Here is a 20,179-nt window from a genome sequence, read left to right on the forward strand (position 1 = left end):
TTTTCGTCCCTTGTATAATTCCCGAGGTACACGCCCCCGGGAATTATGAATTTGCTGTGCAAATTCTATTTTATGCGTGCTGCCGCACGAAAAGTAAAAACGATAGATTGACTTTATCGACAGACTGAAGTCAGCCGGAAACGGCTGACTTTTCCTTTATCGTGCAGTTCTGCTGCCCGTATTATACACACAGCGGAACTATTCGGCAGGATGGGAGTTCACATCAGCCTTTCCTTCGCAAGCAGGTGAGCGTAATGCTGTCTGGCGCGGCTTAAGCGCGCACGGCTGGCCTCGTGACTGATATGCAGATATTCGGCAATGTCCACACAGTTCAGATTCAGCTGATACCGCAGATACAGAATCTCCTTATCCGTGCAGGATAATTCGTTCGGCAGCAGGTCGAGCATAGAAAGGGACGCCGGTTCGCAGCCAAGATTCTGAACGCTGTCCAGCGGCACCTGCACATACCGGCTCTGCCGTTTGTACTCATCAAGCGCGAGATTGGTCAGCACGGTGTGCAGCCAGCCGGGCAGATTCGGGTGCTGGCGCACCTGGTCAAAATGCGTCAGCAGGATGGTAAACGCCTCGTTCGTCAGCTCCTCTGCTGTAAACGGGTTGTGTGCAATGCGGATGGCCGCATACAGCAGCCGCTTGTAATTCCGGTCGTATAATTGGGAAAACAGTTCCTTGTCCTGTGCCGTCATAGATCGTTCACCTGATTCCTATCGGGTTATGTTATGCACGATACCCGTTTTCAAGGGGAAAATCAATAGCACGTTCCCACTTAGTCACTTTGCGTTCCTGCTCTGTAGCCGAATGTCCATCAATCTGCGGTATAATAGAAGCGGGGCAGCAGGAGACAGAACGCTTTGTGAAATATTGTCTGCTGTGCTGCTTTATGATATAGTTAGTTCAGAACACAACAGGGAGGAGCACTCATGCGCATTATACTGTGCGATGACGATACCGCATTCACGCAGATCTTTGAAAAACGCCTGCTGACTGTTTTCAAAAAATACGGAATCACACCGGAGATCGTGTCCGCGCACACGGGCGTGGAAGCCTTGCGCGAGATTACACGCAGGCCGACGGATGTACTGTTTTTAGACATTGATATGCCCGAAAAAGACGGCTTTTCGGTCGCGGAAGAGCTGTCAGCCATGCCGTCGAAGCCTCTTATCATTTTCCTGTCCGGCATGGAAGATCTGGTGTATCAGTCGTTTGCGTTTCAGCCGTTCTGGTTTCTCCGCAAAACGCATTTGGAGGAGCTGCCGCAGGTAATCGAGAAAATGCTGCAGATTCTCAACAGCCGTCAGATTCACTACACGGTTACGATGAACGGCAGCAGCACCCGCATTCCAATCACGGAGATTGCGTATTTTGAGAGCCAGGGACATTATATCGTTGTACATTACAATGAGAAATCCCTGCGGTTCAAGGCACGTATGAGCGATATCGAAACGGCACTCAGCAAATACTTTTTCGTGCGCTGCCACGTTGGCTATCTGCTGAACTGCCGGTTTGTTCAAATCTGCAGCCGGACAAGCGTCACCTTGACGGACGGGACGGTCCTGCCGGTCAGCCGCGCCAAAGCAGAGGAAACACAGACCGCCTTCATGGCGTATATGAGGAGTCTGCGCCCATGAATTTCTGGTTTGAAATGGCAATTAACGCCGTAGAGGTAACCCTTATTTTGAGCTTCTTAGTGCAGTATTTCGGATACCGCATGGCCTGCCCGGCGAAATATATATGGACGGCACTCTTTGGTGTGCTATCCTTCGGCAGTGTAGCCTTTTTCTCCTGGGGGCAGCTGTATGAAGGCTATGCAAGCTCGATACAGATACTGATCAACATTGCGTTTTGCTGCATTTTGCTGCGCGGGCCAATCCTGCAGAAAATATTTGTTTCTGCATTTACGATGGGCCTTGTGGCTATTATTGCAACTTTTACGGCACTGCTTGTCGCAAAATTATCCGGAAATAATGTTGCCTTGCTGCTCAGTCGGTTTAATTCGGTTCGCATTATTTCGATTTTGATAACCAAACTGCTGTTTTTTGTAATCACGCGGATTATCCTGCGGGTGAAGGAAAACGGTCGAATCAAATGGCTGGATTTTATCCCGTTGGCAGCGATTCCAACGTTATCCATTATCACGATTACGCTGATGATGTACGCGGCGATACAGGAACCGCATATTCAAAATATTGTATTTTATGCGGTGTGCATCGTATTGGCGCTGAATATCCTGATTTATTTCCTGTTTGTTCGATTGGGGCAGGTCAGCAAAATCCAGACCGAAATGGCGCTGCTCGCGCTGCAGAACGAATGCCTGCAGGAAAACGCCAAGGACATTGAGAACATGTATGACACGGTTCGTGCGCTGCGGCATGACCTCAAAAATCATCTGCTCTGCATTTTATCCATGGCGGAAGAACGGGATGTCGAGGGTATCGAGCAGTACACAAGACAGCTTCTGCAGCAGCAGAATACTGTCAACAAGCTGATCATGTTTTCGGGCAATAAGGTGCTGGATGCGATCATCAACAGCAAAAGCGCAGCCGCGGAACGGGCAGGCGTTCGGCTGAGCGCTATTATCACAACCCCGCTAGCGGGTATTTCGCCGGAGGATATTACCATTATTCTCGGCAATGCGCTGGACAACGCGATTCGTGCCGCAAAAGACAGTCAGCGCAAGGTGGTGGATATTCATATTCAGCCGCAGGGAGCATACAGCTCGATTGTGATTGCCAATGATATCGCACATCCGGTGCTGTCGGACAATCCGGCACTGCGTACCACGAAAAATATCCGGTATCGCCACGGCTTCGGCGTTCAGAATATGCGGCAGGCGGTGGAACGTAATCAGGGACTGATTCGGTTTTACGAGCAGAACGACCGGTTCATCTGCGATATTTTGCTCCTTAACGTGCAAAGCAGGAACGAATAACGACTAAGCAGGAATAGCCGGTTGCAATTTCGGTGAAAAGCAGTTATCTTACAGATAGACCATGACAAATGCAATGTGCATGGGTTATCTGCTGAGATAACTGCTTTTTTGAGGTGAGTCCGATGGTATGTTGAAATGAAACCGGTAAGGTATGGATAGTGATTAGAGAGCAAACGGGGAGGGTTAAATGATGAACAGATTTCGAAAAATACTGAGCGCCGCGCTGGCAGGCTGCATGGCGGTCTCTGCGCTAATGATGAGCGCCGGTGCGGCGAATACCGGCACGGAAGCCGCACGCGAGAAGGCCATTTACGGCGGTCAGGCGTGGACGGTGAACGGTGCGGCAGCCATTCAGCACAGCGACGGCACAGTAGAGCCGGTACCGGAGTTCTCGGCGCTGTATCCCGGGTGGACAGTGCCGAAGCAAGCGGCTTCGGTATCGAGTACGGCACTGGCTGAGGTGGCTGAGGAGGCAGGGCGTAATTGAAAATGTGGGAAAGAGCTGAAATCTTTGGGTTTCAGCTCTTTGGGTGATGCGGAAATTGTGCTTTTGCTGCTGATTGGTAGCATATGTCCTGAAACAATATCCTGTCATCCTAAAACTCGTTAAAAAGGTGCTGAACCTGCACTAAAATCAGCACTAAAATGAAGCGCCGCGATTTTGGTAGACAGCAGTGGTAGACACTGGTTTTTCACGAATTACATCACAAAACTAAACACCGTAAAAAGTACAGAAAAAGAGCTTCAAACATAAGTTTGAAGCTCTTTAACTTGGTGCGGATGGGGGGACTTGAACCCCCACGTCCTTGCGAACACTAGCACCTGAAGATACGATTTTTGTGCATATAACCAGCTGTAAAATGAATAATACGAGTCGAAAACTTGATTTTTGTGCTGAATAGCTGCTAATTTGCCATAAAATCAAAATTTACAATACTAAAAAATTCGAGAAAAATCTAATAGAAAATCGGTATATTCTGGTAGAAAAGCTGCTTGACAAAGGAAAATTTTGCTCGAAAATACAATCTATTAGACACATATTAGACAACTATGACAATCATTACTTACGCTACGGTCCCGTTAAGATTTATGCGCAAATTTGTTTGCAGGCTCCGGCTGAGTGAAGTCAGCCGGCAATAGAGGCATCGTACAGAGCCGCCTCCAAGTACTCCATGTTCATGTATTTCTTGTTGCCCCACTGGGTGCCTGCCATGTGGCGAAGTCGGGCGCAGACCAGCATCAGGGCGGAGTTGTCATCGGGGAATGTCTCCACCACGCGGGGACTGCGGCGGATCTCCCGGTTCAGCCGCTCGATCACATTGTTGGTCCAGCATACTCAACATCGGATCTGGCTGCGTCACACATTGCAGTAGCAATTCTGTCAGATTTGTGGTATTCTTTTTGTGAGCCATTAGGGTCTCTCCTTTACATGATGATTTTTTCGACAACTATCATTTTACAGGAGCCCTGATGGCTTGTCTATTTTCTGTTTGCTTTTGCGAACTTAATTATACGCTATCTGAATTACCTTGACAATATGAACCATTTCCGTTTTAGGGAACAAAAAGACGAGATTTTTCACTCGTCTTTTGCCAAATTATTATGCACTAAGCCAATTTAGTGCTTTTTCTGTTATCTTTGTATACCACTCTACTTCATTATCAGCTTTTTCAGCAACTTCCAATGAATAATCGAATAGCGATTTCACTTGCGCTGGATTTGGCTGATAAGTAGCTTTGTATGAGTCTGTCAGCATTTTCTTGAATGTATTTATATCAACAGGAACTATTACTGATTTGCCACCATAAAATGCGATATTCATTTTATGTAACATAAAGAAGTGTGCAATGCAAGCCGCGTTGATTTTAGGTGCTATGAATAAACAATATGCATCTTTTCCTGTTTCTTTTTTATATTTGGCTAAATGACGAGAAACAGGCTCCGATTCCATTTCATATTGTTTTTGTCCGCTGGCAGTAGTGACTTCTACCGTCAATCCATATTCCTCGTAATCGCAGAATATATCAGCCATATTTCCTTGTGCTGTTGACATAGGCACACCATTATCATCAAATTTCAAATTAGCCTTTATAGAACCACCATCAAGCATTGTCATTGCTCTCCAAGTATTCCATTCTAACATCAATGGTATATCCAAAACATTCTTTTTCTCTATATCATCAAATGTATTCATAATATCATCAAAGTGTTTATAATTCTTGATATTAACAATTTGTTGATTCAAAATACTTTGTTTTTTATCTTCAACAGCTTCGAATAAACGCTCTTTTTTTCGTTGAAAGACAACTTATGAATTTGCGAACTCGGTATACTTGTATATTCTGCTAATTTCTGTATTAGTACTTCTTCATTATCAGTATACAAGGCTGGAAGCGCCGAATTATATAATATTTCCGTATACTTTTCTTCGTCATTAATGAAAATAGGATTTCTGTCAACCGTGGCCAGAATAAATTCAACATCTGGCATTTTTTCGGCTACAATCGAAAGAGAGCGACCTCTTTGAGATACATTAACAACTCCAGTTGAACGCAAATAGCGGAAACAGGCATCAGTATAATCCCGCATATTACTGGATTTGGTTGAAACAAACTTTTTTATTGACTTTTCGTTAGATTCTCGTGTCTTTATTTGTCCACTATTTATTTCTTCATCAAATAATTGCAGAATTATATCTTCTTGGATATTCGCCTTTAATTGCTTATATCTGCCCTGATATTTTATCTTTTCAATACGAAAATCCTCAACTTTTTTCACTATGTCATCGAACATCTTATATGAAGTCATTTGCAAACCGAATAACATTACTTCATCAAAACTCAATGTTCCAAAGTGATGTATCAATCTAAGAATTTCTAAATATGGCTTAATCCAAAAGTCCGTATTTCCCTGTGTTGGTTGAGTATGAAACGGAGACGGAAACTGAAATTTAAGCAACTGCCTAAGCAGGATTTCTTCTTTTCGTTTTGATGTTACAAACAGTTTTCCAACCTCAGTCAATTCAATTGTTGGATTAAGACTTACAAATCCTAACGCTTTTGGAGCACGATTTATTCTATCTCTTGCACTAAAATCCAAATTATTTTTTGAACCTTTTCCGTTAAAAAAACCTTCTTGCGATAATAATTCAATAAAATTTACTTGTGTGTACTTGCTCCATTTCTGTCCACTGAAATTGTTGCCTAGCAATTCAATTTCAGGTATCATTTTGAATGGTGTTCTCGGAGATGTTGTGAAGAACAACATTCTGCTATTATTCAAACTTGCCATTATTTTCTCCCATAATTTGCAACCAAAATGTGTTGTGATTCTGATTTGAAGCGATTTCTTATATTTACAGCATAAGATTTTTCATACTCTGCAACAACCAAATCACCATAAAGTTCTTCAGTTAATTGTGTTTTACCGATAACCATTAAAGCCTTACAGTTAAGATTCCTAAAATCTTCCGCTAACTTTCTGTGTCTTTCCTCTCCGAACCCATCTTTCATATTTTTGTTGCCATAATCACTAAAAACGCAATCATATGGCGGGTCTAAAAAGATAAAATCATTTTCTTCAGCAATTGCAAATATATCTTCATAACTTCGATTAAATATTTCAGTGTTTTCTAATAAATTATGATGTGCTTCTGTTAAAAGCGAAGTATTGAAATTTTTATATCTGCCATATGGGACATTAAAATGTCCATTTGAATTATATCGTATCATTCCAGAATAGGCGGTTTTGTTGATGAAATAATATATTGTGCCAAAGGAAAACGATCTATCAGATAATCCGTTGTACATATCTCTAATCTTGTAATATAATTCCTCGTTGGCATCATCTACTCTATCATTAGGCTTCAATGCCTTAATTTTATCAAAAGCAGACCTATTCTTTTTATAAATCGTTTCTATTTCTGACAATTCTTCTTTAATTTGAGGATAGTTGCATTTTACATCCTTATAGAAAGTAATTAAATTAGAATTTATATCATTTATAATTGCGTTATGCGGTTCAAGGTAAAAAAACAATGCTCCGCCACCGAAGAAAGGCTCTATATATCTACCTGTGAATTGAGGTATATATGGCAATATTTGGGGGATTTCTTTCGATTTTCCACCTCTATATTTGATTATGGGTTTCATTTTAACCCTCGCTCTCTTCGTTTACAAATTCGAAAACATCATTGGGAGAACAGTCAAGTGCAGTACATATTTTTTCTAAATTTTTAAAGGAAATAGTTTGATTTTTTCCCATACTTGCCATTACATTTGTGGTCAAATTTGCTCTTTTAATAACATCTGTTTTCTGCAACCCTTTATCCGCTAATTGTATCCACAATGGTCTATAACTTATTCCCATAACCTCTCCTCCAACTTGTTTTTCTTATTATACCACGCAGATTGCGTTTATTCAATGTTTTATTGATTTTACTCAATTCTGTTTGTGATATTGCTACAAAGAGAAAACTCTTTGACTATATTTGCAATTTAATGGCTTTTTAAATACTTACCGCAAAAGAGAACTGCTATTGTTTGATCATGTGGTATATTGTAGAAGTTGCTTTATTACTTAAATCTGTGTTAAATACTGCGTTCCGGGGTTTCTAAACCTCAGCATATTATAGCTTTCCTCCACGAGTGTAGGGACCGCTTTGCCTACGCGCTCGATCTGGCGATCGATGTACACTTTCCTCCACAGGTGTAGGGACCGCTTTATTGCATTGTTTTTTGTTTAGTTATTTCTCGCAGCTTACAAATACACGGTAGGTTCTTTTGTGTACATATTTATTCAGTTATCGTTCCATTCTTGATGTGGTAATCGATATAATGTTTATTACAGAATGCTATTACATCTTTAGCTCTGTCGTTGAAGAACTGCTTATGTTGTGTATAAGCAGTAACCTCGGTGCTGTAGTTCATCCGGCCGAATATAATCCGGTCAACAAAGCTCACTGCTTCCAGCAATGACAACAAATCTTGCTTGGCAATGTTTGGAGTAGGAAAAGGCTCAATGCTTACCCATGTAATGCATCCGGCATCATGTAGAGCTCTTAATGCGTTGAGCCGATCTTGTAAAGATGCAGCGCCGGGCTCCATATATTTTCTAAACTCTTCATTTGTAGTAATTAAGGTGATACCATACTCGTTGTCCTTTGAGAGCTCTGCGAGTTCAATTGGCAAAATCCCCTTTGTAAGAACAGAACACTTTATCCCTGAGTTGTTGAGCTTCTTGATCGATGCCAAACTCATATTCTGTATTTCAGGATACTGGTACATAAACGGGTCTGTTGAAAAACACAGCTGGACAGATTTGATTTTCTTCTTTAACCGAGGGATTTCCTTGTCCAGCAACTCAAGCGTATTTGATACTAAATAGGGCTCCAACCAATCCTCATAGGATTTTATTTGCCCGAAACGCTTCTTCATCATGAAAGCATAACAGGGATATTTGCAGCCATGGGCGCAGCCTTGAATATGATTCATCGTATAGTCGCCATACTCTACACTGGTTTTGTAGAGCATGGTTTTTCTTTCGATGTAACCTTTTACTTTTTTCACTGGGTCAGCTCCTATCAGCAAAACTTATGGTGCTTCGACTTACGCTGGCACCGTGGTTTTGTTTCAACTCGTTCTTTATCTGAGGTCTAAATCCATCATAAGGAAAAACCGGATGACTGTCGAGAAGTGCCCATACATCATTTAGCGGGATATTTGTTTTTCCGTTGAAAGACTTTTGGAGGTATTCGGCGATGTCTTTTACATAAAAACAAAATTCATCGGTAGGGGTCTTGGGGCTGCTTATATTCTCAAAGTCCAGCATCAATTGATTTTCTAAGCCATGCGTATTCTTCGTTGACGATTTACCACCAAAAGTCTGCCACGCAGACTGTTTATACAATCTGAATCCTTTAATGTTGCTCGTGCAATGAATCAGATTGTAAACAATTGCATTTTTCTCGTTAAAGAATGGAAAAGCAGCAATATAGTACTGGTAGCTGTTATTATGATGTAGGGCTTTAATGATGTCCTCTATGCGTTTCTCGTATGCCTTTTTATCACTTCCGTAAGGTATAAGGTTTTCCAAATCTGTCAAATATGTCTGCTCGTATTTATTTCGAGCCTTATCTTTTTTAACCATCTTTACGGCTCTCATAGAATCTGAAACCATGTGATTAAGGATAACCTCACTCCAGTTATTGATGAACGGTGTGATTGCATTCCAGTTAATGGTGGCCTCGTACGGATCGTAAACAAGGAGGTAGTGCTTCTTGCTAGACATTGCTTGGCCTAAACGCTCAGCCAGTTCATTTCCATCTTCAGTCGTAATGTGAACATGAAAATTGTGGCTTTCATTCGGCATTAAGTTTTTTAAATGGTCTGTTCTAGCGGCATACAGATCGCTAAAAAACAGGTCGATCTGTTTATACGGATACTGCCCTGCAACATTCCGAAGGTACTTGGCAACACGGACTGGTGTACCGAACACCTGCTTTCCGTCATCATCAATATATTCTCCGCTGTTAGACATACAGTCAATAAAGACAAGTCCAGAGCAGTAGGGATTTTGAAGTAATTTATGTGCCCACGCCTCTACATACTTTTCGATTAATTCAAACTTCTTAATCGTATGTGGACTAGCATGCTCTATAATAGTGACACTACTGCTCATTACCGTTTTCCTCCTCCAGAATAAGGTTCATGCTATCTCTGATATGCAGTTCAATGCTTTGAAGAGTTTCATCAAGATAGAATTTTCTACGTTCACGGTTTCTCCCTTGGACAGTTGCGTAAGATCCAACTGATGATAGTTGTAGCAAATAAGTTCTTCTTTTATATATCTGCATCTGTGAATACCATAATTTGTAATTCGCCTTCATTGGGATCTTACTTGCTTAAATCTAAAAAAGATAGTTTCAGAATTCGACTTGAATATTATATCATAGAAGTGTGTAAATTATAAGGGGAGACTCAGAAAATGCTCGAATTTGCACTGATTAGCGTTGGAGCTTTATCATAGATGTGGTTCGTGTATTTATTTCAAATTGCCGATGCGCTAAATACTGCTAATCTATACAAGCAGGACCTTCAAGCGCACCTTTGGGAAAAGCGTATTGTTTACGCTGATTTAGCGCTTGGGTGAATTTCTGCTCGATAGTTAAATGTTGAAAGCCGCATTCCATACCTTTCTGCTGCCGTTTCTATGATTTCTTCACTTTTCCAACGCTACTATATAGTGTGAAAATTTTCTAGAAGTAGTGCGCGAATACTATACAGGGATACCTTTCGCTTAGGCATAACGGATAGTTTCTATATTAGCAATGTGTAACAGAATCTGCGTATAGAATTATGTGTACCCTTTTCTGTAAACTGGTCTGAAAAACAATTACCGTCGCGCCAAATAGCTTTGCACCGTAACATTATCTCGCCAATGTGCGAGGTGGAGAACGCTCGTGGCCCGCAAGGCCAGCCGGTCGAGAATCCACGGCCGCCCCTGCTTGATGGCTAAATCCTTGTTCTTGCCACGCAGGACATATGGCTGGTCGAAGGAACTCAATGGCTCGAGGTGCCCGCGATGCTTCTTGTTGAGCTGATGCCACTGCGTCGCAATCTCTTTGTAAAGCTCCTTGCGAAATTTTGGGTCCTTGGCCTGCTCGGTGTAGTACGCACAAATATTCATTGCGTACTCCCGACGCTGGCATGATAGTCGAAGTTGCGGCCAAAATCCCCAGCGATAAACAGCTTGCGATGTGAGCCGTCGAAAAACTTCTGCACATCTGCAACATCTTTGTCGCAGACACGCTGTTCTTGATATTTGCCACCCTTGCCCTTATCGACAATGACATAGCAATGCCCGTTTTTGTATATAAGCGAATCGCCGCGCAGCCGTTTCAGATCGCCTTCGCGCAGACCGAGATATTTGTTCAACTCCGCCGGTTTACCACCGTAACCACGGCCTTTGCCAGCGCTGCGCTTAAATTCACTCGAAGCACGAATTGGCTTACGAATGTCTTTGATTGCGATACCTGTGGCCTTGCAGATTGGCACCAGATAATTGTGAATTGTTGAAGCGGATTTGCCCTCGGCTTCGAGTTGGTTCTCGTAGCGCTGGATTTCGTCCTTGCCGATTTCACTTAAATTCTGGATACCGTAGCTCTTGAAAACAGCAGCTGCCTTGTGACACCAGTTGCAATAATTCTCTCGCGTTTGAAATGATACCGGCTGAGATAAATCCTGTCGCTCCATCAATTCCGGCGCGTTGATAAGCTGATGAAAAAGGCTTCCGTTGTTATTCCTGTTGCCCATAAAATCCTCCTATACAAAAATTGCTTTGCAAATGGGTATAGTTATCCCATGATTTTTGTGCCTCCGCACCGGGAATTTCAACCCGCCATGACGTTCAACTCTCGCCCGAGAGACATCTTTTTTGTTCGCTGATATTTGAATCAGTGGGAAAGATGATAAACCTATGTGGGCGAATTAGTTGGGAAATAAATCAATTTTCGAACAACCCTACATCTATATGAAGAAAAAATTCGTGAGAGGCTACAATCATTGCCGTGGAAAAGCCAGTGATGCTCTGGTGATATTTGAAAAAACCGATTGAGCACCTGCTTAATCGGTTATATTGCACTTTTTCGTGCAATATAACCTTTAAGCCATTCGCGTTCGATGTGTTATTTACGACCTATAATTGCAGCAGTAGATTGGTGAACGACAGTAAATATTTGTCATGCCGTGCGCTCATCCGAGCCGCCGGTGTTCACCAATTCCGTTTCGATTGCACACGTCCCAACTTTGATTGTGATTGCGTTTTTCATCGAAAACACAACCATGGACGCTGTTTCAAGGTGCATATCGTGCGGTTTTCGTAACCGCCGGAAACAATTACTTGAAACAACCAAAGCCTCCTTTTCATCAATAACTGTCTACAATAAAGATTATGTGAGAACTGATAGTCGTCAAAAACACAACAGCACCGAAAATCCGGAGATTTCGGTGCTGTTAGCGTATAATATGAAATTATTTACAGTAAAAGTGAAAAGAACGAAAAAGTTGCAGCCAGAAAACAGGCGAAAAAAACCGTAACCAGAAAAAATCGAACAAAAACCGTATAAGAAACATCAAAATCATTGCATCAAAAAACGAGAAAAAGACGCAAAATCGAAAAATATACGATTTTTTCAGTCCAGACCCCGTAATCATTACGGTTTTCCCGAAATCATAAAATCAAGGGTCGAAATCACATACGGGGTTTGGTTGCAAAAATGCGGTTTTTCGTAATTTTTGAGGTGTAGAAAATGTCGTCAAATTATATAAGAGAAGATGATAAATTTCGTATAAGTATATAAAATAAAATTGATAAAAGATTGCTAAAATCAGAACTGGATGACATGGGAATTTTCTGTTGTCAATGATTGTAGCTGCTACAATCGTTGGAAAAATCAATAAGCTTTGAAAATTTCAAAAAACATTGCGCCTAATTTTATTGCTCTTTTTCTTCTGTATTATCGCGTGCAACAGTTTCTTTTGCAGCTCGATAAAGGAAAGCGTTCAACGATTCACCTCTGGATTGTGCGTGTTTTTGCAGCATTTCGCGCTCTCCTTTGGGAACACGTAACTTTATATCATCAAACTTATTTTGATATTTTTTCGCTGCTCGAATTTGTGCATCGGTAAGCCCCATAGCTATTCTCCTTTGAGAAAGTGTTTTCATTATACTATAATTGCTGTAATTCTTGCATATGTGTATACATATAAAAATGTACAAATTATTCGATTTGATTTTGTGAAATATTGCGCTTGAATATATGTATACATATAGCTATAATGTTTACAGAAAATAAAATAACGCGGCAGTACAAAAGAGTTGGCGCTCTCTTGTACCTGCACAGGTGGCTACAGCACCTACACAACGGAAAACTCCGCACCGCAGAATTAGTATACCTTTTTTTCGGCAATATTGCAAGCGAACTCGGATTTTCCTCCAGTCGAAATTGTTAGACAGCGTGTAGGCACACCTACACGCTGTTTTGTTTTCAAATACAATTTCAAAGGAGGATTCTTTATGAATTCGCAGCATTTAGTTGGTGGAATTGGCAAAACCACGACCGGAGAGCAGGTGACTGTTATCGTCTACCCGTACCGCCTGCCGAGGCGTTTGAAGCCGCTTACAGCGTGCATTCTTGAAACGCAGAAGGATTTCGGCAACGGAGCGATTGGCACAGTGCTGCTGCTCTGCATCGACCCGAAAGCCGAGTTCGAGTTGGTAAGCCGCAACGGTTTGCGTGTGGTTATCGTTCCCCCCAACCACCCGCTGTTCCGCGAAACGCTGGAAACCATGCCGCGCCTGTCTGGGTTCGTGCATCTGGTCTACGCCGCGCTGCACGATCTGGCATCCGGTGTCGCGCCGACCAAGGTTTTCGCTTATGCTGTCAACCAGCGCTCGAACGATTATCGCGAGTGGAGCAAGGGCATCGGTGGTGAGGCAGACGAAGTTCTGTCGTACATCATCGCTGAGTTGTCTGCTGACGAGAAATTCTATCGCCAGTTCGCTGTTTTTGCTGATTGAGGAGGTTTTTCTATGAACAACATTACAACTTTTCAGGATGCTTTTCGTAAAATCCAGACCGAGACACCGTTTATTTGAACGATACCGTTCAGCACTTCCGTAACCATGCGATGGAACTCAGCAAGTCCGAGCTGAAAGAGCTGACCGACGTACTTGAAAACGACATCTGCTGTGAAATCGAGCGCATCACCAACGACCTGCGCATCGAGTATTTCAACAAGGCAGACCGTGACTGCAGCTGGCAACGATGGTTGAACGTATGAACGAGAGCGACCGCCGCACCTTTCAGATTTACGACTTTCTGATGTACCCGTGGCGTGATGGAGCGCCGGAAGCGCGTTTGCTTCTGATTGACTGCTTCAAGGATGAACTGTTCTTCCTCACACCGAATGTAGTTGTTACTCGCCACACGCCGGAAGAGGTCAACAAGGGCATCGTGATGCTTATGCACCTGTTTCACACGTTAACGATTGCCGACTTCCAGAAGATTGCCGTACCCATGCACTGCAATATTGAGGGTTACCTTTATGCACTTTTGACCGGTCGTGTATCGCGCGAACTTGACCCGCTTTCCCACATTGATGAACTCGAAATGGCAGTCCTTTATCGCGGACGGCACAATGATTTGGTGCAGGAATTGTTCAGATTGCACCATCTGCTGATGAAAATTTACGCTGACGGAAAACTGTTTTAACGGTCTTGGAGGTTACGATTATGAATGATTTTGCTATTGAAACGGTACAGTCCCTGTTCGAAAATATGCTGGATGTTCCACAGTCCGAATTAGAAACAACTGTTATGCGCTTCCGCGAGGAAGTGAAAAACCTTGGTGAGCCAGAACGGTTCGCCGTCACCGGAGATTTGGTACTTCGGGTGCAGCAGCTTGCATGGGAACTGGGGGACCGTTTCCACCTGGATTATTGCACGACTTTGGACGAACTGGAGTTCAATCTGCTGGATTTCGAAAGCCAGATGACCGAAAAGGAAAAGCGCATTTTCGATTGGTTCATGTTTTTTCAGTATCCTTGGCCCAATGGCGCTCCAAACTGCGTTCTGTTCCTTGCGAACTGCTTTGATGGTAAGCTGTTCTTCATGACACCGGACATTATCCTCGGCGAAAACAAGATGGAGGATTTGAACCACATGATTGTCATGCTGAAAGAACTGTTTGAGCACGTTTCTGTTCAGGATTTTCAAAAGCTCGCTCTGCCGCTCCATCGTGATACCGAGTGTTGCCTGCACGCGCTCTTGGACGGCAATTTCCCGCCGTGTCTTAGCCCGATGCAGGATATTGACGAGATGGCAGACAAGGTCAGTCATCCACACCCTGATGCCTTTATTGATGCGCTGTTTCGTCTGCATTACACGCTCAAGGGAATGTATCTCGAGGGCAATCTGAACGAATATAGACCGTTCTAAGGCGTGAGGGCATAAGAAAACAGGAGCGCAACAGCGCTCCTGTTTCTATCTAATCACTTCTTAAGGTGGCTTTCGACCATACTATATATATCCGAGGGCAAAATCCCTCAATACACTCTACAAGTATGGAATTTTAATTGAAAACAACGCACGAAATATAGCACCTCAGAATTATAAATCACGAACCCTTTTCCATACGGAAATGACTTTATATGAACAAATTTGCATCTTTATCACTCCGCAAGGGAGGTGATGCTCGATGAAAGGAAGCTTACAGAAAAAGCACGGTAAGTATTACGTCGTAGTTTACCAAAAGGACGAAAACGGAAAACTTCATCAAAAGTGGATTCCAACAGGAATCTCGGAGAAAGGTCGTAACCAGACGAAAGCAAATGCAGCACTGCACCGTATTTTGACCGAATTAGAAGCGCAAAATGCGAAATCGACTTCGTTTCTTGTCACAAAACTCAAATTTGTTGAGGCATTGATAGCTTGGGTTGAATATAAGAAGTATGAAATCCGCACGAACACCTACGAATTGTACACTTTGAATCTCAATACACACATTATACCGTTTTTCGAGAAGAAAAACAAGCTGGTTACGGAAATAACGATAGATGATATTGAAGACTATTACAAGGCAAAATTGAAGGAGGGATTGTCCGTAGAAACGATTAAAAAGCACAATATCATTATTCGTGGCACTCTCGAAAGGGAGCTGGACAAGGGAACGATTTCAGTCAATCCCTGTGACCGTGCTCGTATACCGCGGCGGAAGCGCCCAGACCGGTTTAAGGGACAGGCGTACACGGTCGAGCAGGCCAACAAGCTGCTGGAAGTTATCCATGGTGAAGTGCTGGAACCGGTTATTATGCTGGGCCTGCTGTTTGGTATGCGGCGTAGTGAAGCACTGGGCCTGCGTTGGAGGGACATCAATTTCAAGAACCACACGATTATGATTTCCAATACGGTTACTCAAATGCGTACGCTGCTCATTGACGAGCACACTAAGTCGTTTACGAGCCACCGTATGCTCAGCGTAATGGACGATGTGATTGGATACTTCAAGTGCTTGAAAGCGCAGCAGGAGGCAAATAAGCGCGAATACGGGGACAAGTATCACGACTCCGACTTCGTGTGTGTTTGGCCGGATGGACGCATTATCCTGCCTGGTTATGTTTCCCGCAATTTCAAGAAGCTGCTGGTGAAGTATGACCTGCCGGAAATCCGTTTCCACGACTTGCGTCATACCACAGGAAGTCTGCTTCTGGCACAGGGAGTGAACATTAAACAGATTCAGGAATTTCTCGGTCACGCTGATGCAATGACTACGCTGAACATTTACACGCACACTGACGAGGAGGCGAAAAAGGAAACCGCTGCCGCGATGGGAAAGGCGCTGAAACTTGTCTAATACAATGCTAATGCTACCGCAAAGAATTTAGTGCGAAAACACAGGTCGTGCAAAGTATTAGACGCCGGTATTAGACAGCAGTTTTTCACAAATTACATCACAAAACTAAATACTCTAAAAAGTATAGAAAAAGAGCTGAAACCCAAAGATTTCAGCACAATTCTTGGTGCGGATGGGGGGACTTGAACCCCCACGTCCTTGCGAACACTAGCACCTGAAGCTAGCGCGTCTGCCATTCCGCCACATCCGCATATTTTGTTGTTGAAAGAAGGTGGTGCGAGTGACGGGACTTGAACCCGTACGTCGATCGACACACGCCCCTCAAACGTGCCTGTCTACCAGTTCCAGCACACTCGCATTCTGTTCTCATCGAGTCGCCTCACTGTCAGCGACAAGAATTATTATATCCATGTGGACACCAAATGTCAACACCTTTTTTCAAATTTTTTTGAAAAATTTCAAAACGCGAAAAACAGACGATTTCTCTGCCACGCGGAACAGTTTGTGTGTTACAATAGAAGCAGTCAGAAAATTCACAACAAAAAGGAGGAAGACTTCAGTGCTTTCTAAAAAAAGTAAGGCAATCGGTTTTATCATTATGTCCGCGTTCGGTTTTGCGATGATGGCGGCATTCATACGTCTGGCGGGTGATCTGCCGTTCACGCAGAAAACCTTTTTCCGCAACTTGGTCGCGGTGGCAGTGGCCGCCGTGGTGCTGTGCCGCGAAAAGGTTGGTTTTAAGTGGGAAAAGGGCAACCTGCCGCTGCTCATCATACGCGCAACCTGCGGCACACTCGGCATTTTCTGCAATTACTACGCTATTGACCATCTTGTACTGGCAGATGCAAACATTCTTAATAAAATGTCGCCGTTTTTCGCTATCATCTTTTCGCTCATTCTGCTGAAGGAGCGGGCCAGCGTATTTCAGTACGCGGCGGTGCTTGCGGCATTCGGCAGCAGCATGCTGATTATCAAGCCGGGTTTTTCCTCGGCAACCTTCCCGGCAATTATCGGCCTGCTGGGCGGCATGGGTGCAGGCGCGGCCTACACCTGTGTACGCGCACTCAGCCGGAAGGGCGAAAAGAGCGCCCGCATCGTGTTCTTCTTCTCGATGTTCTCCACGCTGGTATGCGTGCCGTTTATGATCACGGACTACCACCCAATGACATGGGGACAGTTCTTCTGCCTGATCGGCGCAGGTGCGTCAGCCGCTTTGGGACAGTTCGGCGTAACGCTCGCGTATGCCAACGCACCGGCCAAGGAGATTTCGGTGTTCGACTATACGCAGGTCATCTTCTCGGCTGTCCTCGGCTTTTTCCTGTTCGGCCAACTGCCGGACGGTTGGAGCGTCCTCGGCTATCTGCTGATCTGCGGCATTTCGGTCGCGGTGTTCTTCTACAACCGCAATCTGGAGCGCAAGGGACAGTGATATGATCGAATATGAGCTGGTTCGCTCCAAACGCAAGACGCTTGCTGTGCAGGTAACGCGCGAAGGCCGTGTAATCGTTCGTGCGCCGCTGCGGCTGGCAAAATACCGCATTGAACGGTTTGTCGCGGAGCATGCGGACTGGATAGTCCGCGCACTTGCCGATCAGCAGTCCCGCCGTGCGGCACATCCGGAGCCGGATGAGGCCGGGCAGGCTGAGCTTATCCGCCGAGCGAAAATAGAGCTACCGCCCAAGGTACAGTATTACGCAAAACTGATGAACCTGTACCCGACCGGACTGAAGATCACCTCAGCGAGAACACGGTTCGGCTCGTGCAGCGGCAAAAACAGTATTTGCTTCTCATGGCGGCTGATGGACTATCCCAAACCCGCTATCGACTATGTGGTGGTGCATGAACTGGCGCACATTGCACATAAAAACCATGGACCGCAGTTCTGGGCGCTGGTGGAGCGCTATTTACCCGATTATCGTGCGCGGCGTGCCATGCTGCGCGAATGAGAACAGGAAACGAGTATGAATATGACGAATCAATACAAAATTCTGGCATTGGATTTAGATGGAACGCTGCTGGATGCGCAGAGCCGCATCACGCCGGAGAACGCCCGCGCGGTACGCATGGCGCAGCAGGCGGGCGTGCAGATTGTGCTGTGCACCGGCCGCAATGTGCGCGAGGTACGCCGCTTCAGCGAACAGCTGGAAGCCGCACCAGACTGGCTCGTCACCGCAAACGGCGCGGCAGTGCAGCATCCGGACGACAGGGAACCGGCGTTTTTCGACGGTCTGAGCACAGAAATGGTGGACATTATTCTGGACGAGTGCGCCGCCATTGACACCGACCCATGCCTGTATACCACACAGGATTTGTACTACGGACATGCCTTCCGGCATTTTCTCGAGAATCTGCAGCGACGCGGACGGGTTGTCATGGACGAAGCCGACGAGGGCTATCATTTTGTCGAGGACGGGAATGCGTGGCGCGAGGTGCTCGCGCGCGAGCCGCGCCCGTTCACCAAGGCGATTCTTTATCACGATGACCCGAATGCGATCGCGCCGCTGACAGCTGCACTCGATAAATACGGCATTTTCGAGCTGGCACCGTCCGTCATGTATGGCGGAGAGCTGCGCAATGTCGAGGTCAACCGCGTGGGTGTGCACAAGGGACGCGGACTGGAATGGCTGGCGCATCACCTCGGCTGCACGCTGGCCAACGTCATCGCTATCGGTGACAGTGAAAACGATCTGACCATGCTGCAGATGGCGGGACTGGGCGTCGCCATGGCAAACAGCGAGCCGTGCATCTGCGAAGCAGCGGACGTTATCACCGGCAGCAATATGGAAAACGGTGTCGCACAGGCGATTTACCGACATATTCTGGGGGAATGAACGATGAAAAAAGTAGTGGCAATCGGCGAACTGCTCATTGATTTCGTACCGCAGCAGCGCGGCTGTGCACTTGATGAGGTCGTGCAGTTTGAGCGTGTCGCGGGCGGTGCGCCGGCCAATGTTGCAACCGCAGTGGCGCGTCTCGGCGGCAGAGCGCAGATGATTTCACAGGTGGGAGAGGACGCATTCGGTACGCACATTCTCAAAACGCTGCGCGCAAACGGCGTGGATACCTCGAGTGTGTTCCGCACCGAACGGGCGAATACTGCGCTGGCGTTTGTTTCACTTGATAAGAACGGCAACCGCGAGTTTTCCTTCTACCGCAATCCCTCGGCAGACCTGTTTCTCGATGAAGCACAGATCACGCCGGATATTTTCGCGGACTGTGCCGCGCTGCACTTCTGCTCGGTCGATCTGGTGGATGCACCTGTCAAGCAGGCACATCGCAAGGCCATCCGGCTGGCAAAGGACGCAGGCGCGTTTCTCTCGTTCGACCCGAACGTGCGCCTGCCGCTGTGGGACAGCCCGGAAAGCTGTCAGGCAGCAATTCGTGAATTTCTGCCGTGTGCAGACCTCGTGAAGCTGTCGGATGATGAAGTTGAATTCTGCACCGGCTGCAAAACCGAGAGGGAAGCGGCAGAACTTCTGTTTTCGCAGGGCTGCAGGCTGCTGCTTGTGACACGCGGCGCGGACGGCGCGGCAGTCTACACGCCGAACGCGAGCGCCGAGACCGAAGCACTGCCGGTGACGGTCGCGGATACCACCGGAGCGGGCGATTCGTTCATCGGGTCGTTCCTGTATCAGCTTACCCGTGACGGTGTGACAGCGGAAACGCTCGCTGACATCCCGCAGGAAAAGTTCGCGGATTATCTGACATTTTCGTCCGAATGCTCGGCGTATACCGTGCAGCATAAGGCGCGGTTATGCCAACAGAAGAAGAATTGAAAATGGAAAATGGAGAATGAATGTGTCCGCCCACAGGGCGGCAAT

22 protein-coding genes, 2 tRNA genes and 1 pseudogene are annotated in these 20,179 nt (G+C 45.3%); 12 read left to right on the forward strand and 13 right to left on the reverse strand.

Annotated features, from left to right (window positions below; all coding sequences use genetic code 11):
• Window positions 1–218: 218 nt before the first annotated feature.
• Window positions 219–704 (reverse strand): RNA polymerase sigma factor, encoded by a 486-nt coding sequence (locus DXB00_RS03750; RefSeq protein ID WP_119214539.1) that lies wholly within the window; start codon window positions 702–704, stop codon window positions 219–221.
• Between the two features lie 234 nt (window positions 705–938).
• Between DXB00_RS03750 and DXB00_RS03755 the strand changes: the two genes are divergently transcribed.
• The 3 genes from DXB00_RS03755 (at window position 939) to DXB00_RS03765 (ending at window position 3,434) form a co-directional block, all read left to right on the forward strand.
• Complete coding sequence (locus tag DXB00_RS03755) at window positions 939–1,646, forward strand: LytR/AlgR family response regulator transcription factor (protein WP_119214540.1); 708 nt, start codon at window positions 939–941, stop codon at window positions 1,644–1,646.
• Window positions 1,643–2,947, forward strand: a complete 1,305-nt coding sequence (locus DXB00_RS03760; RefSeq protein WP_119214541.1) for a sensor histidine kinase — start codon at window positions 1,643–1,645, stop codon at window positions 2,945–2,947. Before DXB00_RS03755 ends, DXB00_RS03760 begins: the two co-directional genes overlap by 4 nt.
• A 187-nt stretch (window positions 2,948–3,134) precedes the next feature.
• Window positions 3,135–3,434 carry a hypothetical protein gene (locus DXB00_RS03765; RefSeq protein ID WP_147359183.1) on the forward strand — a complete coding sequence of 100 codons (300 nt, stop codon included), beginning with the start codon at window positions 3,135–3,137 and terminating at the stop codon, window positions 3,432–3,434.
• Window positions 3,435–4,073: 639 nt separating this feature from the next.
• Here DXB00_RS03765 and DXB00_RS03770 read toward each other — a convergent pair.
• From DXB00_RS03770 to DXB00_RS03810, 10 genes and pseudogenes are all read right to left on the reverse strand, one after another.
• Window positions 4,074–4,274 (reverse strand): annotated as a pseudogene (locus tag DXB00_RS03770) (transposase); the annotation flags it as partial.
• Between the two features lie 273 nt (window positions 4,275–4,547).
• Window positions 4,548–5,192 (reverse strand): AlwI family type II restriction endonuclease, encoded by a 645-nt coding sequence (locus DXB00_RS17640; protein WP_199697251.1) that lies wholly within the window; start codon window positions 5,190–5,192, stop codon window positions 4,548–4,550.
• Complete coding sequence (locus DXB00_RS17645; protein WP_199697253.1) at window positions 5,189–6,238, reverse strand: AlwI family type II restriction endonuclease; 1,050 nt, start codon at window positions 6,236–6,238, stop codon at window positions 5,189–5,191. Before DXB00_RS17645 ends, DXB00_RS17640 begins: the two co-directional genes overlap by 4 nt.
• Window positions 6,238–7,098: a DNA adenine methylase gene (locus DXB00_RS03780; RefSeq protein ID WP_119214543.1), complete on the reverse strand. Its 861-nt coding sequence runs from the start codon at window positions 7,096–7,098 to the stop codon at window positions 6,238–6,240. Before DXB00_RS03780 ends, DXB00_RS17645 begins: the two co-directional genes overlap by 1 nt.
• Window position 7,099: 1 nt before the next feature.
• Window positions 7,100–7,315: a helix-turn-helix domain-containing protein gene (locus DXB00_RS03785; RefSeq protein ID WP_119214544.1), complete on the reverse strand. Its 216-nt coding sequence runs from the start codon at window positions 7,313–7,315 to the stop codon at window positions 7,100–7,102.
• A gap of 425 nt (window positions 7,316–7,740) precedes the next feature.
• Window positions 7,741–8,514, reverse strand: a complete 774-nt coding sequence (locus DXB00_RS03790) for a radical SAM protein (RefSeq protein ID WP_119214545.1) — start codon at window positions 8,512–8,514, stop codon at window positions 7,741–7,743.
• Window positions 8,515–8,518: 4 nt separating this feature from the next.
• On the reverse strand, window positions 8,519–9,625 hold the full coding sequence (tcmP, locus tag DXB00_RS03795; RefSeq protein WP_119214546.1) for a three-Cys-motif partner protein TcmP: 1,107 nt from the start codon (window positions 9,623–9,625) through the stop codon (window positions 8,519–8,521).
• A gap of 714 nt (window positions 9,626–10,339) precedes the next feature.
• Entirely contained in the window at window positions 10,340–10,633 is a 294-nt protein-coding gene (locus tag DXB00_RS03800) for a hypothetical protein (protein WP_119214547.1), read from the reverse strand.
• Entirely contained in the window at window positions 10,630–11,259 is a 630-nt protein-coding gene (locus DXB00_RS03805; protein WP_119214548.1) for a hypothetical protein, read from the reverse strand. The genes DXB00_RS03800 and DXB00_RS03805 overlap by 4 nt, the downstream gene beginning before the upstream one ends.
• Window positions 11,260–12,439: 1,180 nt before the next feature.
• Window positions 12,440–12,640 (reverse strand): hypothetical protein, encoded by a 201-nt coding sequence (locus DXB00_RS03810; RefSeq protein WP_119214549.1) that lies wholly within the window; start codon window positions 12,638–12,640, stop codon window positions 12,440–12,442.
• Between the two features lie 381 nt (window positions 12,641–13,021).
• Between DXB00_RS03810 and DXB00_RS03815 the strand changes: the two genes are divergently transcribed.
• The 5 genes from DXB00_RS03815 to DXB00_RS03835 all read left to right on the forward strand — a co-directional run bounded on the left by DXB00_RS03815 (window position 13,022) and on the right by DXB00_RS03835 (window position 16,358).
• Window positions 13,022–13,525 (forward strand): hypothetical protein, encoded by a 504-nt coding sequence (locus DXB00_RS03815; RefSeq protein ID WP_119214550.1) that lies wholly within the window; start codon window positions 13,022–13,024, stop codon window positions 13,523–13,525.
• A 74-nt stretch (window positions 13,526–13,599) separates the two neighbouring features.
• Complete coding sequence (locus DXB00_RS03820) at window positions 13,600–13,788, forward strand: hypothetical protein (protein ID WP_119214551.1); 189 nt, start codon at window positions 13,600–13,602, stop codon at window positions 13,786–13,788.
• Window positions 13,773–14,219 (forward strand): hypothetical protein, encoded by a 447-nt coding sequence (locus DXB00_RS03825; RefSeq protein ID WP_147359184.1) that lies wholly within the window; start codon window positions 13,773–13,775, stop codon window positions 14,217–14,219. Before DXB00_RS03820 ends, DXB00_RS03825 begins: the two co-directional genes overlap by 16 nt.
• A gap of 20 nt (window positions 14,220–14,239) precedes the next feature.
• Complete coding sequence (locus DXB00_RS03830) at window positions 14,240–14,944, forward strand: hypothetical protein (RefSeq protein ID WP_119214553.1); 705 nt, start codon at window positions 14,240–14,242, stop codon at window positions 14,942–14,944.
• A gap of 259 nt (window positions 14,945–15,203) precedes the next feature.
• Window positions 15,204–16,358 (forward strand): tyrosine-type recombinase/integrase, encoded by a 1,155-nt coding sequence (locus tag DXB00_RS03835; RefSeq protein ID WP_119214554.1) that lies wholly within the window; start codon window positions 15,204–15,206, stop codon window positions 16,356–16,358.
• A 164-nt stretch (window positions 16,359–16,522) separates the two neighbouring features.
• Here DXB00_RS03835 and DXB00_RS03840 read toward each other — a convergent pair.
• Window positions 16,523–16,608, reverse strand: a tRNA-Leu gene (locus DXB00_RS03840).
• Window positions 16,609–16,630: 22 nt separating this feature from the next.
• Window positions 16,631–16,715 (reverse strand) — tRNA-Leu (locus DXB00_RS03845).
• A gap of 202 nt (window positions 16,716–16,917) precedes the next feature.
• Here DXB00_RS03845 and DXB00_RS03850 point away from each other — a divergent pair.
• Genes DXB00_RS03850 through DXB00_RS03865 form a run of 4 tightly spaced genes read left to right on the forward strand, consistent with a single transcriptional unit; the run spans window position 16,918 to window position 20,134 of the window.
• Entirely contained in the window at window positions 16,918–17,787 is an 870-nt protein-coding gene (locus tag DXB00_RS03850; protein ID WP_256372134.1) for a DMT family transporter, read from the forward strand.
• A 1-nt stretch (window position 17,788) separates the two neighbouring features.
• Window positions 17,789–18,304 (forward strand): M48 family metallopeptidase, encoded by a 516-nt coding sequence (locus DXB00_RS03855; RefSeq protein WP_118729447.1) that lies wholly within the window; start codon window positions 17,789–17,791, stop codon window positions 18,302–18,304.
• 21 nt (window positions 18,305–18,325) lie between these two features.
• A complete protein-coding gene (locus DXB00_RS03860; protein WP_158578307.1) occupies window positions 18,326–19,189 on the forward strand; it encodes a Cof-type HAD-IIB family hydrolase in 864 nt (287 codons plus the stop codon).
• Between the two features lie 3 nt (window positions 19,190–19,192).
• Complete coding sequence (locus tag DXB00_RS03865; RefSeq protein ID WP_199697255.1) at window positions 19,193–20,134, forward strand: carbohydrate kinase family protein; 942 nt, start codon at window positions 19,193–19,195, stop codon at window positions 20,132–20,134.
• Window positions 20,135–20,179 lie beyond the last annotated feature (45 nt).

It is taken from the genome of Butyricicoccus sp. OF10-2 (assembly GCF_003481925.1).
GTDB classification, from domain to species: domain Bacteria; phylum Bacillota; class Clostridia; order Oscillospirales; family Butyricicoccaceae; genus Agathobaculum; species Agathobaculum butyriciproducens.

Coding starts and splice junctions, on each gene's coding strand:
- DXB00_RS03865 (WP_199697255.1), top strand. CDS start 19,193: ATGAAAAAAGTAGTGGCAATCGGCGAACTGCTCATTGATTTCGTACCG.
- DXB00_RS03760 (WP_119214541.1), top strand. CDS start 1,643: ATGAATTTCTGGTTTGAAATGGCAATTAACGCCGTAGAGGTAACCCTT.
- DXB00_RS03810 (WP_119214549.1), bottom strand. CDS start 12,640: ATGGGGCTTACCGATGCACAAATTCGAGCAGCGAAAAAATATCAAAAT.
- DXB00_RS03825 (WP_147359184.1), top strand. CDS start 13,773: ATGGTTGAACGTATGAACGAGAGCGACCGCCGCACCTTTCAGATTTAC.
- DXB00_RS17645 (WP_199697253.1), bottom strand. CDS start 6,238: ATGGCAAGTTTGAATAATAGCAGAATGTTGTTCTTCACAACATCTCCG.
- DXB00_RS03830 (WP_119214553.1), top strand. CDS start 14,240: ATGAATGATTTTGCTATTGAAACGGTACAGTCCCTGTTCGAAAATATG.
- DXB00_RS03765 (WP_147359183.1), top strand. CDS start 3,135: ATGATGAACAGATTTCGAAAAATACTGAGCGCCGCGCTGGCAGGCTGC.
- DXB00_RS03800 (WP_119214547.1), bottom strand. CDS start 10,633: ATGAATATTTGTGCGTACTACACCGAGCAGGCCAAGGACCCAAAATTT.
- DXB00_RS03835 (WP_119214554.1), top strand. CDS start 15,204: ATGAAAGGAAGCTTACAGAAAAAGCACGGTAAGTATTACGTCGTAGTT.
- DXB00_RS03860 (WP_158578307.1), top strand. CDS start 18,326: ATGACGAATCAATACAAAATTCTGGCATTGGATTTAGATGGAACGCTG.
- DXB00_RS03805 (WP_119214548.1), bottom strand. CDS start 11,259: ATGGGCAACAGGAATAACAACGGAAGCCTTTTTCATCAGCTTATCAAC.
- DXB00_RS03750 (WP_119214539.1), bottom strand. CDS start 704: ATGACGGCACAGGACAAGGAACTGTTTTCCCAATTATACGACCGGAAT.
- tcmP (WP_119214546.1), bottom strand. CDS start 9,625: ATGAGCAGTAGTGTCACTATTATAGAGCATGCTAGTCCACATACGATT.
- DXB00_RS03785 (WP_119214544.1), bottom strand. CDS start 7,315: ATGGGAATAAGTTATAGACCATTGTGGATACAATTAGCGGATAAAGGG.
- DXB00_RS03855 (WP_118729447.1), top strand. CDS start 17,789: ATGATCGAATATGAGCTGGTTCGCTCCAAACGCAAGACGCTTGCTGTG.
- DXB00_RS03780 (WP_119214543.1), bottom strand. CDS start 7,098: ATGAAACCCATAATCAAATATAGAGGTGGAAAATCGAAAGAAATCCCC.
- DXB00_RS03815 (WP_119214550.1), top strand. CDS start 13,022: ATGAATTCGCAGCATTTAGTTGGTGGAATTGGCAAAACCACGACCGGA.
- DXB00_RS03755 (WP_119214540.1), top strand. CDS start 939: ATGCGCATTATACTGTGCGATGACGATACCGCATTCACGCAGATCTTT.